The organism is Glutamicibacter sp. NPDC127525 (assembly GCF_042672105.1).
Lineage (GTDB): Bacteria > Actinomycetota > Actinomycetes > Actinomycetales > Micrococcaceae > Glutamicibacter.
Genome location: NZ_JBHXVN010000001.1, coordinates 220,324 through 234,822 on the forward strand (window position 1 = coordinate 220,324; position 14,499 = coordinate 234,822).

The 14,499-nt window shown below is 64.8% G+C and carries 10 protein-coding genes; 7 read left to right on the forward strand and 3 right to left on the reverse strand.

The annotated features are described in order from the left end of the window. Positions 1 to 470: 470 nt before the first annotated feature. Positions 471 to 2,069, reverse strand: coding sequence for an HNH endonuclease signature motif containing protein (locus ACFVHU_RS00985; RefSeq protein ID WP_105661244.1), 1,599 nt, complete (start codon positions 2,067 to 2,069; stop codon positions 471 to 473). A 171-nt stretch (positions 2,070 to 2,240) separates the two neighbouring features. Between ACFVHU_RS00985 and ACFVHU_RS00990 the strand changes: the two genes are divergently transcribed. Beyond that, positions 2,241 to 3,296, forward strand: a complete 1,056-nt coding sequence (locus ACFVHU_RS00990) for a biotin/lipoate A/B protein ligase family protein (RefSeq protein ID WP_388021978.1) — start codon at positions 2,241 to 2,243, stop codon at positions 3,294 to 3,296. 213 nt (positions 3,297 to 3,509) lie between these two features. On the opposite strand, the gene pepN is transcribed toward ACFVHU_RS00990, so the two are convergent. Both pepN and ACFVHU_RS01000 read right to left on the reverse strand, forming a co-directional pair. Next, complete coding sequence (pepN, locus tag ACFVHU_RS00995) at positions 3,510 to 6,155, reverse strand: aminopeptidase N (RefSeq protein ID WP_388021980.1); 2,646 nt, start codon at positions 6,153 to 6,155, stop codon at positions 3,510 to 3,512. A 44-nt stretch (positions 6,156 to 6,199) separates the two neighbouring features. Further along, positions 6,200 to 6,958: a FadR/GntR family transcriptional regulator gene (locus tag ACFVHU_RS01000; protein WP_286172099.1), complete on the reverse strand. Its 759-nt coding sequence runs from the start codon at positions 6,956 to 6,958 to the stop codon at positions 6,200 to 6,202. Between the two features lie 103 nt (positions 6,959 to 7,061). Between ACFVHU_RS01000 and ACFVHU_RS01005 the strand changes: the two genes are divergently transcribed. The 6 genes from ACFVHU_RS01005 (at position 7,062) to ACFVHU_RS01030 (ending at position 14,490) form a co-directional block, all read left to right on the forward strand. After that, positions 7,062 to 8,672 carry an ABC transporter substrate-binding protein gene (locus ACFVHU_RS01005; protein WP_388021982.1) on the forward strand — a complete coding sequence of 537 codons (1,611 nt, stop codon included), beginning with the start codon at positions 7,062 to 7,064 and terminating at the stop codon, positions 8,670 to 8,672. A 108-nt stretch (positions 8,673 to 8,780) separates the two neighbouring features. Continuing rightward, entirely contained in the window at positions 8,781 to 9,737 is a 957-nt protein-coding gene (locus ACFVHU_RS01010; RefSeq protein ID WP_332488901.1) for an ABC transporter permease, read from the forward strand. Positions 9,738 to 9,748: 11 nt separating this feature from the next. Then, entirely contained in the window at positions 9,749 to 11,761 is a 2,013-nt protein-coding gene (locus tag ACFVHU_RS01015) for a dipeptide/oligopeptide/nickel ABC transporter permease/ATP-binding protein (protein ID WP_332731074.1), read from the forward strand. Then, on the forward strand, positions 11,758 to 12,552 hold the full coding sequence (locus tag ACFVHU_RS01020; RefSeq protein WP_388021985.1) for an ABC transporter ATP-binding protein: 795 nt from the start codon (positions 11,758 to 11,760) through the stop codon (positions 12,550 to 12,552). Before ACFVHU_RS01015 ends, ACFVHU_RS01020 begins: the two co-directional genes overlap by 4 nt. Positions 12,553 to 12,595: 43 nt before the next feature. Further along, the gene (locus tag ACFVHU_RS01025) at positions 12,596 to 13,543 is read left to right on the forward strand and encodes a dihydrodipicolinate synthase family protein (protein WP_388021987.1); all 948 of its coding nucleotides are present in this window, start codon (positions 12,596 to 12,598) and stop codon (positions 13,541 to 13,543) included. A gap of 11 nt (positions 13,544 to 13,554) precedes the next feature. Then, the gene (locus ACFVHU_RS01030; protein ID WP_388021989.1) at positions 13,555 to 14,490 is read left to right on the forward strand and encodes an ROK family protein; all 936 of its coding nucleotides are present in this window, start codon (positions 13,555 to 13,557) and stop codon (positions 14,488 to 14,490) included. Positions 14,491 to 14,499: the final 9 nt, after the last annotated feature.

A 14,499-nucleotide genomic window follows, 5' to 3' on the forward strand; every position in this document is an offset into this window, starting at 1 on the left:
ACTAGGAGGATTCCTTTTTCGCGCCGTGATGCGCTAGTGGCATTTTGGTAGTCGTCTCGATGCGCCAGTGACTGAAAAATATTGTCAGCAGCGTTCGCCCCAGAGTCGTTCGGCGCAATAGCCGTCGGGGCAGCCGGGGATGACTGAAAAATATTTTCACGGAACTGTCGTAGAGGTCCCGTTTTTGGCACAGCGGTGCGCATCGGGCATTTTGGCAGTTGCCTGGAGGCGCCATTGACTGAAAAATATTGTCAGGAGCGTTTGCCCAGAGCTTTTCGGTGCTATAGCCGTCGGGGTTTCCAGTGGCGGCTGAATAAGGATTCGCTGACTCGTCGAAGCAGACGTCTTGGCCGCACTGCTCCGAGCAACTGGCTCCATCGCCGTTGCGTGAATGGTGTTATTGGTGGTGTGGAGGTGCTGGTGACTGAAAAATTCTGTCACCCAAAAACCGGTCAATCGGGATAGCGTCCTCAGCCTGTTTCCTTCTGGCCGTCATCTGGCGGCGATTCAGGACCGGGATCCTCGTCTGGAATGTCGACGCGAGGCTTGAGCCCAAGTACCCTGCGTACTTCTGCCGTGAGTCGAATATGCGGCAAAGGAATGACCTTAGGGCGCTCTGGGCAATGATCATTTACATGATCGAATTGGTCCACACGCTTGACGCTTTCCGGAATAACGAGTGCGCTCAGCCCGTGTGGAGTCACCCACATCTTGGATCCGTCAGGACGCGGAACGACTTTCCAACCCAATGCATGCTTGAACATTTGATGCTGCTTGCACAGCAGATGCGTATTGTCCCTGGTCGTATGCCCTCCGTGAGCCCAGCCATTTATATGGTCAATCTCGGAGCGGTCAGCTGGACGGCGACAGCCGGGGAAGCAGCAATGCTCATCGCGGTGCCGTAACAGATCCTTGAGGCTCTGCGAGGGCCGGTAGCGCCTTCGCTCGACATCTATCGCGGCGCCAGTCCATGGGTCGGTCAGCACGCGCTGGAACGAAGGCGCATCCTTTGCCAACACCAATGCGACCCCCAGTGGGATGGGGCCGTAGCCTTCCAGGTCAGCCACGGTCCTTGTAGGATCCGCCAGCATTTCCACCGCGGGAATCGTGATGGATACCCGTGGCTTGAGGGGCGTGCCTTCCCGGTCCGGCCAGCCGTTGAGGATGATGTCTGCAAAGGCGTCCGCTTCTATTTGCTCCCGGGTGCGGGGATCCTGCGGATCGTTATGCTGATCAGCTAGCCACTTCACGGAGTTCTTGATGGAATGAATCACTGCGGCACTGTTGTAGTACTTGAGGGTGGACATGCCATTTTCGTTATCCCATAGCGTGAGCTTGCGATTCTTTTCAGACTTCTTGTGCCTTTGTTCGGCGGCCTCCGGGCACATCCTGTCATGGAACCGGCGTGCGCGTTGGTATATCGCGTCATCAGACGCAGTCTTCGCCATGGGCAACAGCACGCGTTGCATCTGCATGATTTGTTCGGGGAGCAAGTCCTGCGAATACTTCACGATGCCATGCGCTGCCTTGGACGTGATCTCTCCTGCAGCCAGAGCCGTGAGGGTTTCCTTGCAGGCGTAGCGAAGACCCTTGGCATAGAACATCCGCTTGCCTACCATGCGAGGGGTCTCACGCAGCGCGACAGCCGCTTCTGCGATGAAGTTGGAGTTGATGACCTGGTCACTGCCGCGGTCAACGCCATAGTATTGAGCACTTTTCCGAGCCTCGCGTTCCTCCTCCTCGGTAGTGGTCCCCGCGGTGGCGATCATATCGGCAAATGATTCACTGACTTGTTCTACTGAATCGGCCAGCAGCACAGATGTCATTGCATCGAGGGTGCTCTGAATGCGTTGGATCTTCTTCAGCCGTTCGAGGGCGTCGTCGGGGCCATTGAGCGGGCCCGCGTCGTAGAGCTCATCTGCCAATTGCTTCAGCGGACCATGGAACAGGTGATGTTCGAGATGGTCGCTGAATAACGAATCCTTGTGGGATTCTGTGCGAGTGCCAGCTGGGGGCAACGGTAGACGATGTTCATCATCGTCGTCATGGATGAAATCGGGTATAGCCATAGTTAATTATCCTGCCGGCAACAGACAGTTTGGCCCGGAAATCCGCGGAATGTGGAAGTATTATCGAATATTTATTCGATTGTTATCCGGCGTCGAATGTTGCCACTGCGAACCACCGAATCCGGGGGCGCGTGGATTCGACTAGTGGGCAGCCGGGGATAGAATGAAACCATGAAGCATCATGGTGAATACAAGGTAGTCGGTGGCAAATTAGTCGTTGTAGATCTGGATACTTCCGATGGCGTGATCACCGAAGTGTCATTGAATGGCGACTTCTTCCTGGAACCAGATGATGCACTCGATGACTTGAATGATGCGCTACGCGGTTTGCCAGCGGACGCCAGCCACAGCACCATACGCAATGCGGTAACCGACAATCTGCGTGAAGGCGCAGTGATGTTCGGTTTTGACGAAGACGCCATCGCGCGCGTCGTCCGCCGCGCGCTGGGACACGCCACCAAGTGGGAAGACCACGAGTGGGAAGTCCTGAGCCCGGAGATCATTCCAATCACCGAGCAAGTGGCGCTGGATGAGGTGCTGACCCGGCAAATCGCCAAGGGGACCCGCAAGCCGACCATCCGTTTCTGGGACTGGAGCGAAAGTGCCGTCGTGATCGGATCCTTCCAGTCGCTGAAGAACGAAGTGGACATGGAGCAAGCCGAAAAGCACGGCATCCAGGTGGTTCGCCGCATTTCCGGAGGCGGCGCGATGTTCATGGAAGCTGGCAACTGCATTACCTACTCGCTCTACGCTCCTGAATCCCTGGTGGACGGCATGAGCTTTGCCGATTCCTACCCGTACCTGGACGCCTGGGTGATGGAAGCGCTGGAAAGCATCGGCCTGGAAGCGTACTACAAGCCGCTGAACGACATCGCGACCCCTGCCGGCAAGATCGGCGGCGCAGCGCAAAAGCGCCTGGCCAACGGTGCGATGCTGCACCACGTCACGATGAGCTACGACATCGACGCGGAGAAGATGACCCAGGTGCTGCGCATTGGCCGGGAGAAGATCTCCGACAAGGGCATCACCTCAGCGGTCAAGCGTGTGGATCCGCTGAAGTCGCAGACAAAGCTGGATCGCATGGAGATCATCAACGTCATGATGGACACCTTCGCCAAGCGCACCGGGGCCAAGCCGGCGCAGCTGGATGCCGAATCCCGTCTGGCGGCGAAGGAATTGGCCGAGGCCAAATTCGCTACCGCGCAGTGGACCGCGCGGGTTCCGTAGCGAGCCAAGATCCAAGGGCCTGTTCTCGATCAAGTTCGAGGCCAGGCCCTTGTTTTGCTTGAGGCCATGGTGCTGTGGCCCTGCCATCTCCGCTGCGCCGGCCGGGTTCGGACGCAGGGCAGACCCGCACTGGAACCAGTTGCGCCACCGGCAACGGCCTGCGGCTCTTGGCCGGCCCGCTGCGTGGATAAGCAGCGGGCCGGCTTCGGAGGGCTAGCGGCTGGTGCGGCTGTAGGCCTGGGCCTTCAGCGAGCGTTCCAGTTCTGCGCGTTCCTCAAGCAGGATGCGCTTGAGGGCGGCCGGTGCGCTCTCATGGCGTTCCAGCCATGCGGTAGCGGTAGCCAGTGCATGGTTCTGCTCGATGGCGCCCTGGAGATCCTGGTGCCCTGGATACAGCCCCTCGATCACGCGCGTGGCGAATTCCATGCCCATGGTCTCGAAGACCGGCAGGATCGCGGCCCAGTAGCGTTCCTCGAACGGTGCCAGCAGGGCGGAGGAACCCATGGTGAAGCCCAGCGCGGTGGCCGAGAGGGCATCGTTGGACAGCTCCCCGTGTTCATCGCGCGCCATCAGCACGGTGTCGAAAGCGGTGTCCTTGGCCTGCGGATCCGGGCGCGCCGCCAGCGCGGTGCGAACCGAATTCTGCGCCACGCTGGTGGGGTTGGCCTTGGCCGCTTCGTGCATGGATGCCTCGGCGGCCTCGTCGAGCCGGCCGGAAGCGGCCAGCGCGATGTAGGAACCCCACAGCAGCTGCTCATCGACGGTGACCTGGTAGGCATTGGGCTGCTCGCCCAGGAAGGCGTCGAGCACCTCCGGAGCCACGCCGGCACGGGCCAGGCGAACCAGGGTGCGCGCGGTGGTGGTCTGCTGGTCTCCGCCGGCCTCGAACCGGGTGAGCCACCCGGTGAGGGTTGCGGCGGCCTTCTGGCGCAGCTCCGCGCGCAGCTCGGGGGCAACGTACTTGGAAATCGAGGTGGCCAACTGGTCGGTAAGCACCCCGAAGACGCCCGCGTCGGTGACGGCGTGCGCGTGATCGAGGATCGCCTGCACGTAGCTTTGCGCATCCAAGGTGGCCGAACGCACCGCATCCCACAGCGACGCCCAGCAGGTGGCGCGGGGCAGCGAGTCGCCCAGGCCCGAGAGGTGGCCGAGCAAGGTGGCACGCGAAACCGGGTCGAATTCGATCAGCGCATAGGTCTCATCGCCGTCGTTGGGCAGCAGCAGATCCGGGATCCGGCGTCCAACCAGGAAGTCCAGGGCCGCCGATTCGCCGGAGAGCTCCACGTCCACCGAGTCGGTGCGCACCAGCTGGCTCCCGTCCAGCTGGTAGGCGCCGACCGAAAGCACATGCGGGCGGGCGATTTTCTGCCCGGTGACCGGATCGGTGCCCGACTGGATCAGCGATGCCGCGGTGATGGTGCCGCCGGCGTCGGTGGTGTACTCGACGTGCAGCTTCGGCACGCCGCTGGTCTTCAGCCAGGCATCCGCCCACTGGCCCATATCGCGGCCGCTGGCCGCTTCGAGCGCTTCGAGGAAGTCATCCAGCGAGGTATTGCCGTAGGCGTGCTTGCGGAAGTAGGCGCGGGCGGCGTCGCGGAAGGCCTCGGCGCCGACAAAGGCGGCCAGCTGCTTGAGCACGCTGGCGCCCTTGGCATAGGTGATGCCATCGAAATTCTGGTCCGCGGCCAGCAGGTCCGGGATGTCGGCCACGATGGGGTGGGTGGTGGGCATCTGGTCGGCCACGTAGGCCCAGGCCTTGCGGCGCGCCGCGAAGGTGGTCCACGCGGTGGTGAAATCGGTGGCTTCGTCGTTGGCCAGGGTGCCGATGTAGTCGGCGAAGGATTCCTTGAGCCACAGGTCATCCCACCACTTCATGGTGACCAGGTCGCCGAACCACATGTGCGCCATTTCGTGCATCAGGGTGTTGCCGCGCTGCTCGTACTGGCCTTCGGTGGCGTGCGAGGTGAAGACGTAGCGTTCGGTGAAGGTGACCAGGCCCGGGTTTTCCATGGCGCCGAGGTTGTACTCCGGCACGAACGCCGAGTCGTACTTGCCCCACGGGTAGGGGTAGTCGAACAGCTGGTGGTAGTAGTCCAGGCCCTGGCTGGTCAGCTTGATGATCTCGTCGCCGTCGAAGTGCCCGGCCAGCGAGGCGCGGCAGGTGGCGGCCATCTCGATGCTCAGCTCTTCGCCGTCATCCAGCCGCTGGAGATGCTCGCCGCGCACCACGTGGTACGGTCCGGCCAGCACCGCGGTGATGTAGCTGGAGATCGGGGGAGTCGGGGCGCAGGCCACGGTCTTGGTGCCGTCATCGTGCAGTACCTCATCGACGATCGGCTGGTTGCTGGCCAGATGCCAGGCTGCCGGGCCGGTGAGGGTGAAGCGGTAGCTGGTCTTCAGGTCGGGCTGCTCGAAGCAGGCGAAGACCCGGCGCGCCTCGGAAGGCTCGAACTGGGTGTAGAGGTAGGTTTGGCCATCCTGCGGATCCACGAAGCGGTGCAGGCCCTCGCCGGAGCGCGAGTAGATCGCCCGTCCGGTGATCTTCACGGTGTTCGGCACGTCGGTGCGCAGCTGACCGAGGTAGATGCGTGCATCGAGCACTGCGGATTCCAGGTCGATCGCGGTGCCGTTGACCAGTACCTCGTCCACGGATTCGTGGATGAAGTCGATGAAGGCTGCCGGATCCTTGGAGCTGAAGTTCAGCGTGGTGATCGAGCTGAAGCTGGTGGCTGTGCGATCGGTGGCATTGGAAAGATCGAGCTGGACCTCGGCGAAGTGCCATTCGATATTCCGTGCGCGCCAGGCCGCTTCGTCGCGCCTGAGGTTTTCATTGGGTGCATAGCGTTGAAGTGTGTCCACCACCCCAGCTTAGCTGTGAAAGGAATGCTTTAGGGTTCTTTTTGCTAAACTTCCCGGCTCGCCAGCAGGGCGCGAATGCCGTGGAAGTGCTCGGAGATCAGCTGCCGGGCGGTTTCCACGTCCTTGGCGCGTACCGCGTCGAGGATATCGCGGTGGTCCTGGGCGGTCTTGGCCGGCTGGGTGATTTCCAGATCGGAGTCGATCGCATCGTAGATGGTGCGGTAGACATCCCAGAACACTCCGAGCAGGTTGGTCAGCAGCTGGTTGCCCAGCGGCTCGAAGAGGATGCGGTGGAAGGCCTTGTCCTGCTCGACGAAGGTCTCCTCGCGCGCCGCGTGCTGCTCCATCTGGCTTACGCACTGCTCCAAGGCCTCCAGGTGCTCGTCGGTGACCGCGCGGATGGCCAGGCCGATCAGGCCGGTTTCCAGTGCCTGGCGGACATCGACCAGCTCGCTGGCCTCATGGCCATGGTGGCGCAGCGACATCTGCCCGCGGAAGGCGAGGGAATCATGCAGGGCGTTGAGGTTTTCCTGGGCCACGAACATGCCGAAACCGTGGCGGGTGTCGATGATGCCCAGGGCCTGGAGCACCTTGATCGCCTCGCGCAGGGAGTTGCGCCCCACGCCCAGCTCGGCCATGAGTTCCTGCTCGGTGGGCAGCGGGTCCCCGGGCAGCAGTCCGCGTTCCAGGATCAGCGCGGTGATGTCATTGGTCAGCGCGCGCAGGCGGGCACGGGCATCTGATCGGCGGGCTGGCATCGTGCTCAACGGATCCTGCTTTCCTCGGCGGGCGGAGAAGTTCATGTGACGCAGTTGACCTTGCGGCGTGACGTCCACTACAGTCTAGACCATAGATCGGACATCCTACGTCCTACAACACTCACTCATTTTCCTGGAGGTGGCAAGAATGGCTTTGAACGAAGTAGCCAACAAGCCCTTTGCACGACGAGATTTCCTGAAGATCACCGGCATGGTTGGCGCTGCTGCGGCATTCTCGGCCAGCCTGGCCGCCTGCTCCCCAGGAGCCAGCGGCGGCGCGGGCAGCACCGCAGCTGCCGGCACGGGCACCATCGAGGCAGGCATTTCCTACGCCCTGTCCACCGGCTTCGACCCGATGACCTCCTCCGGCGCGACGCCGTTCGCCGCCAACATGCACATCTTCGAGGGCCTGGTGGACCTGCACCCGGCCACCCGTGAACCCTACCTGGCGCTGGCAGCGGCGGAGCCGAAGCAGATTGACGACACCAGCTGGGAAATCACCCTGCGCGACGGGGCCACCTTCCACAACGGGGAAGCGGTCACCATCCAGGACGTCGTCTACTCCTTCGAGCGGGTGCTGGACACCGGCAACGCCTCGTTGTTCGCCCAGTTCATCCCCTTCATCAAATCGGTGAAGGCCAAGGACGAGAAGACCGTGGCGTTCACGCTGAACTATGCCTTCCCGCTGTTCCCGACCCGCATCTCGGTGGTCAAGATCGTGCCGAAGGCCGTGGCTTCCAAGGACCAGGCCGCCTTCGACGCCGCACCGATCGGCACCGGCCCGTACAAGCTGGTCTCGGCCACCAAGGACGACAAGATCGTCTTCGAGAAGTTCGAGGACTACAACGGCAAGTACCCGGCGACCGCCAGCGGCATGACCTGGTTCCTGCTCTCCGATGCGGCGGCCCGCGTGACCGCCATGGAATCGGGCCGCGTGCAGGCCATCGAGGACGTTCCGTACCTGGATATGGACCGCCTGGCTTCGAAGGCCACGGTGAAGAGCGCCGATTCCTTCGGCCTGCTGTTCCTGATGTTCAACTGCGCCAAGAAGCCATTCGACAACGCGCTGGTCCGCCAGGCACTGCACTACGGCCTGGACACCGAGTCGATCATCAGCACCGCGCTGCTGGGCAACGCCAAGGCTGCCAGCTCCTATGTGCAAGAAAGCCACCCGCAGTACATCAAGGCGGATACGGTCTACGGCTACGACGCGGCGAAGGCCGCGGCGCTGCTGGCCGAAGCCGGCGTGGACAAGCTGGAATTCGAGCTGCTGACCACCGACACCTCGTGGGTCAAGGACATCGCCCCGCTGATCCTCGAATCCTGGAACAAGATCCCGGGCGTGAAGGTCACCATGAAGAACCTGCAGTCCGGCGCGCTGTACACCGACAACGTGGACAGCGGCACCTTCTCGGTGGTGGCCGCCCCGGGCGACCCATCGGTCTTCGGCAACGACCTGGACCTGCTGATGAGTTGGTTCTACCGAGGCGATGTCTGGCCGAAGAACCGCTTCCGCTGGAACGATGCACCCGAATACAAGGAGCTGCAGAAGCAGCTGGACGCGGCCATCCAGACCGATGATTCGAACAAGGCCATGGCGGCGTGGGGCAAGGCGATCAACATCGTCGCCGACCAGGCCCCGCTCTACCCGGTGCTGCACCGCCAGCTGCCATCGGCCTGGGACGAAAACGCGCTGGAAGGCTTCGAACCGCTGCCAACCACCGGCATCTCCTTTGTCGGCGTGAACCGCAAGGCCTAGCTGGCCCCGGCCCCGCGCAGCAGGCCGGGAGACACGGCACCCACGCCGTGCCGCCCGGCCCGCACAGCGCAATGACCTGCACACTTCGATACTCGACGGAGCTACTCCATGGGGAATTTCCTCAACCTGCTCTTACGCCGCCTGGCCGCGCTGCCGGTGATGGTCCTTGGCATCTCCGCCATGGTCTTCATCATCATGAAGCTGGCCCCGGGCGATGAAGCCACCTCCGCGCTGGGCGAGGGCGCCTCCGAGGCCGCCAAAGAGGCCTACCGCGAGGAACGCGGCCTGAACGACGCGCTGGTGGTCCAGTACATCAGCTTCATCGGCCGGCTCATCCGCCTGGACTTCGGCCTGACCACCCCGCCGGCCCAATCGGTCTCCCAGATGATCGCCGGCGCGTTCCCGCTGACCTTGCAGCTGACCTTCCTGGGCGTGGTCATCGCCGTGGTCATCTCGCTGGCCTTCGGCCTGCTCGGTGCGCTGTACCGCGATGGCTGGCCGGACCAGCTGGTCCGCATCTTCTCCATCGCGGCGATCGCCACCCCGTCCTTCTGGCTGGGCATCCTGCTCATCCAGTGGTTCGCCCTGGGTTCCAGCCCGCTGTTCCCCTCCGGGGGAGCGGCCCCCGAAGGATCGGGCCCGGGCACCTGGCTGCTGCATATGGCGCTGCCGGCCCTGGCCCTGGCCATCCCGGTCTCCGCCTCGCTCACCCGCGTGGTGCGCACCTCGATGGTCGAGGAACTGGACCGCGACTACGTGCGCACCGCCATCGGCAACGGCGTGCCGCGCGGCGAAGTGATCTCCAAGAACGTGCTGCGCAACGCCCTGGTCACCCCGGTGACCGTGCTCGGGCTGCGCATCGGCTACCTGCTGGGCGGTGCGGTGGTCATCGAGATGATCTTCTCCCTGCCCGGCATGGGACAGCTGATCATGAACGGCATTACCAACAAGGACACCAACCTGGTCCAGGGCGTCACGCTGACCATCGCGATCACCTTCGTGCTCGTGAACATCATCGTCGACTTGCTCTACCTGCTGATCAACCCGCGAATTAGGACGGTGTAGGGATGAGCATCATGGCCCCACGTAACAACCTCGTGAACCGCCTTTCCGATTCCGGCGCCCGCTTCAAGGCGCTGCCGGCAGGCTCCAAAATCGCCTTGGCCTTCCTGCTGGCCATTGCCGCGGTGGCCCTCTTCGCCCCGCTGATCGCCCCGCACGACCCGCTGGCCACCGGAATCCCGGCGCAGAAGCCGAGCGCCGAGCACTTCTTCGGCACCGACCGGCTGGGCCGCGACATCTACTCGCGCCTGCTCTTCGGCGCCCAAGCCTCGCTGCTGGTCGGCCTGGGGTCGGTGGCGCTGGCACTGGTCATGGGCGGGCTGCTCGGTGCGTTGGCCGCCACCAGCGCCAAATGGGCCAATGAGACGATCATGCGCATCATGGACATGGTGATGGCCTTCCCGGGCATCGCCCTGGCCGCCGCGCTGCTGGCTTCGCTGGGCAACACCTTGCCGGTGATCATCTTGTCCATCGCGATCATCTACACCCCGCAGATCGCCCGGGTGGTCCGTGCCAACGTGCTGGCCCAATGGGGCGAGGACTATGTGCGCGCCGAACGCGTGATCGGCGCCGGGCGCTTCTACATCCTGGGCACCCACGTGCTGCGCAACTGCGCGGCCCCGGTGATGGTCTTCGCCACCGTGATGGTGGCCGACGCCATCATCCTCGAAGCATCCCTTTCCTTCCTCGGTGCAGGCATCCAGGATCCGGCCCCGAGCTGGGGCAACGTGATCTCCTACGGCCGCACCCTGGTGCTCAACGGCGCGTGGTGGGCGACCACCTTCGCCGGCCTGGTGATCCTGCTGACCGTGCTGGCGCTGAACATGCTGGCCGAAGGCATGACCGATGCGCTGGTGAACACCAAGGGCTCGGCCAGGAAGCAGGCGAAGAAGAACGGCGAACCTGCGCTGGCCAAGGCCAAGGCGGCCGCGGACCCGCAGGCCGCCGAGCGGCTGCGCGGGGAACTGGACCTGCTGGCAGCGGCCGAGGCCCAGCGCACCGACCGCCTGGTGCTCGATACCTCCCAGGGCGCGCCGCGCACCATCCTGGAGGTCAAGAACCTGTCCATCCGCTTCCCGGAGCGCTACGGGGACACCCCGATCGTGCAGGATGTCTCCTTCGCGGTGCGCGAGGGCGAAACCATGGCGCTGGTGGGCGAATCCGGCTGCGGCAAGTCCATCACCTCGCTGGCCATCATGGGGCTGCTGCCGGGGAGCGCCCAGCTCTCCGGTTCCATCACCTTCGAGGGCCGGGAACTGCTGCCGGCCACCTCCGATGGCGGCACCCGGGCCGGGGACGACAAGGTCTACAAGGGCCTGCGCGGCGAGCAGATCGCGATGGTCTACCAGGACGCGCTGTCCAGCCTGAACCCCTCGATGCTCATCGGCGACCAGTTGCGCCAGCTCACCCGCCGCGGCGGACGCAAGACCCCCGAGGAATTGCTCGCCCTGGTCAAGCTGGACGCCAAGCGCACCCTGCGCTCCTACCCGCATGAGCTCTCCGGCGGCCAGCGCCAGCGCGTGCTGATCGCCATGGCCCTCTCGCGCAGCCCCAAGCTGGTGGTCTGCGACGAGCCGACCACCGCGCTGGATGTCACCGTGCAGAAGCAGGTGGTCGACCTGCTCAACGAGCTGCGCGAGCAGCTGGGCTTCGCGATGGTCTTCGTCTCCCACGACCTGGCACTGGTGGCCTCGCTGGCCCACCGGGTCACCGTGATGTACGCCGGCCAGGTGGTGGAGTCCGGTCCGATCAGCGAGGTGCTCTCTGACCCGCATCACGAATACACCCAGGGCCTGCTCGGCGCGGTGCTCTCCATCGAGTCGAAGGCGCAACGCCTGCACCAGATCCCGGGCACCGTCCCCAGCCCGTACGATTTCGCCGCCGGCGACCGCTTCGCCGAGCGTTCGCAGCGTGCCGGCGCCGACCCGGACCAGCACCTGTCCTTCGTCCCGGTGGACGCCGGCAGCGAGCACCGCTGGGCCAGCCACCAGGGCAATGGCAGCCACCTTCAAGGAGCCAGCAAATGAGCAACGCGATCATCGAGCTGCAGGATATCCACGTGCACCACAAGATCCGCGGCGGCAAGCTGTTCTCCCCGCGCCTGATCAAGGCCGTCAACGGGGTGGACTTCGCGGTGCGCCGCGGGCAGACCGTGGGCATCGTGGGCGAATCCGGTTGCGGCAAGTCCACTCTGGCCTCGGTGCTGGTGGGACTGCAGGAACCCACCAGCGGGCAGGTGCTGTTCAACGGCAAGCCGGTGGGCAAGCGCAACGCCGCAGACCGCAAGGAGTTCGGGCGCAGCGTGGGCGTGGTCTTCCAGGACCCGGCCACCGCGCTGAATCCGCGCATGTCGATCATGGACACGCTCACCGACCCGCTGCGCGTGCATGGCATCGGCAGCGATGCTTCGCGCAAGGCCAAGGCGCTGGAACTGCTTGAGGTGGTGGGCCTGCCGGCTTCGGCGGCCTCGGCCCTGCCCAGCCAGGTCTCCGGCGGCCAGCGCCAGCGCGTGGCCATCGCCAGGGCGCTGGCCCTGGAACCTGCGGTGATCGTGGCCGATGAGCCCACCAGCGCGCTGGATGTCTCGGTGCGGGCGCAGGTGCTGAACCTGCTCACCGACCTGAAATCCGAGCTGAACCTGGGCATGGTGTTCATCTCCCACGATATCCAGACCGTGCGCTATGTTTCGGACACCATCTGCGTGATGAACTCCGGGCAAATCGTCGAGCGAGGCGATGCTGCACAGGTATTCGACGCGCCCACCAATGACTACACCCGCACCCTGTTGGGTGCTGCCCCGGCACTGCTGGAGCACTAACCATTCGTCGCAATTGCGGCACCTAGAGAAAGACCGAATTCCCGTGGCTTACACGAACAACCCGAAGTACTCCGGCGTCATCCCGCCGGTCATCACCCCGCGCACCGCCGATGGCGCCATTGACGCCGCCGGCCTGGATGCCGTGGTGGAACACCTGATCGACGGGGGAGTGGCCGGCCTGTTCGTGCTCGGTTCCTCCGGCGAGGTGCCTTACCTGGCCAATGCCGAACGCGACGCGGTACTCGCCCGGATCGTGGCCGCCAACGCTGGCCGCGTGCCGGTGCTGGTCGGTGCCAGCGAGCAGACCACCGCCCGCGTCATCGACGAGGGCCAGCGCCTGATCGCCCTGGGCGCCGACGCGCTGGTGGTCACCACCCCGTTCTATGCCATCTCCAACGGCCCGGAGATCGAAGCGCACTTCACCGCCATCCACGACGCCCTGCAGGTCGACATCTTCGCCTACGACGTGCCGGTGCGCACCCACCACAAGCTGCCGCTGGATGTGGCCATCCGGCTGGCGCAGTCCGGCGCCATCGTGGGCGTGAAGGACTCCTCGGGCGACGACGTGTCCTTCCGCCAGCTGCTGCTGGCCACCAAGGACATCGAGGGCTTCTCGGTGTTCACCGGCCATGAGGTCGTCGTCGACGGGGCACTGCTGGGCGGAGCTCACGGCGTGGTCCCGGGCCTGGGCAACGTGGACCCAGCTGGCTACCGCCGCCTGTTCGAGCTGGCCGTGGCCGGCGACTGGGCCGGCGCCGCGGCCGAGCAGGACCGCCTGGCCCGCGTCTTCGACATCGTCTACACCCCGGATGCTTCCCGGGTGTCGCCAGGGGCTGCAGGCCTGGGCGCCTTCAAGACCGCCCTGGTGGAACTGGGCATCATCGCCAATAACGCCATGAGCACCCCGATGGCGTCGCTGGATGCCTCCGAGGCCGCCGCGATCCGCGGGATCCTGGCCGAAACCGGCCTGCTGCCGGTGGCCGCCAAGTAGGCCCTGGCCCAGTGCAAGAACAACTAGCAGGCGCCGGCGAGGTGCTCGCCCTGGATCTGGGCGGCACCAAGATCGCCGGCGCCGTAGTGCGCCGCGATGGCACCATCACCGCGCGCAGCCAAGCACCCACACCGGCCCGCGAAGGCGCCGCCGCAATCATCGCGGCCATGGCCGGCGTGGTGCAGCAGCTGCGCGGTGCATGCTCGGCGCAGCCGGCCGGATTGGGTATCGGCGCCGCCGGGGTCATCGACCCGGAAACCGCGAAGGTGGTATCGGCCACCGATACCTTGGCGGGCTGGGCCGGCACCGACATGGCGGCCGAACTGGGACGGCTCACCGGACTGGGAATCCGCGCGGTCAATGACGTGCACGCCCACGGTTTGGGCGAGGCCCGCTTCGGCGCAGGCCGGGGAACCGGCCAGATGATGCTGTTGGCCATCGGCACCGGAATCGGCGGAGCCTACCTGCACGGCGGCCAGCTGGTCACCGGCTTCCACCACGTGGCCGGGCATATGGGGCACATCGATTCGGCTTACGCCACCGGGCTGGAATGCTCCTGCGGACGCACCGGGCATGTGGAGGCGATCGCCGCCGGGCCGGCGATCCACCGGCACTACCAGCGATTGGCCGGCAACCCGAAGGTGCGCGACACCCAGGCGGTCACCGCGCTGGCCGGAGCCGGCGACGCCTTGGCCTATCGGGCAGTGCATACCGGAGGCCTGGCCGCAGGCGCCGCCGCCGGATCGCTGGCCAACGTGCTGGACCCGCAGAAAATCGTCATTGCCGGCGGGATGGCCGGGGCGGGGAAGATCTGGTGGGAGGGTCTGCGCGAGGGCTTCGCCGCCAGCGCCATCGATCTGGTGCGGGGCACCGCGCTGGAACCTGCCCGTTTGGGAACCGATGCCGCCCTGATCGGGGCGGCCAGCCTATTCTGGCCACAAGACTAAGAGGAGAAA

Bases quoted from the DNA above. Each gene is read 5' to 3' on its own strand.
- ACFVHU_RS01020 (WP_388021985.1), top strand. From the start codon at position 11,758: ATGAGCAACGCGATCATCGAGCTGCAGGATATCCACGTGCACCACAAG.
- ACFVHU_RS01000 (WP_286172099.1), bottom strand. From the start codon at position 6,958: ATGAACTTCTCCGCCCGCCGAGGAAAGCAGGATCCGTTGAGCACGATG.
- ACFVHU_RS01015 (WP_332731074.1), top strand. From the start codon at position 9,749: ATGGCCCCACGTAACAACCTCGTGAACCGCCTTTCCGATTCCGGCGCC.
- ACFVHU_RS01005 (WP_388021982.1), top strand. From the start codon at position 7,062: ATGGCTTTGAACGAAGTAGCCAACAAGCCCTTTGCACGACGAGATTTC.
- ACFVHU_RS00990 (WP_388021978.1), top strand. From the start codon at position 2,241: ATGAAGCATCATGGTGAATACAAGGTAGTCGGTGGCAAATTAGTCGTT.
- ACFVHU_RS00985 (WP_105661244.1), bottom strand. From the start codon at position 2,069: ATGGCTATACCCGATTTCATCCATGACGACGATGATGAACATCGTCTA.
- ACFVHU_RS01010 (WP_332488901.1), top strand. From the start codon at position 8,781: ATGGGGAATTTCCTCAACCTGCTCTTACGCCGCCTGGCCGCGCTGCCG.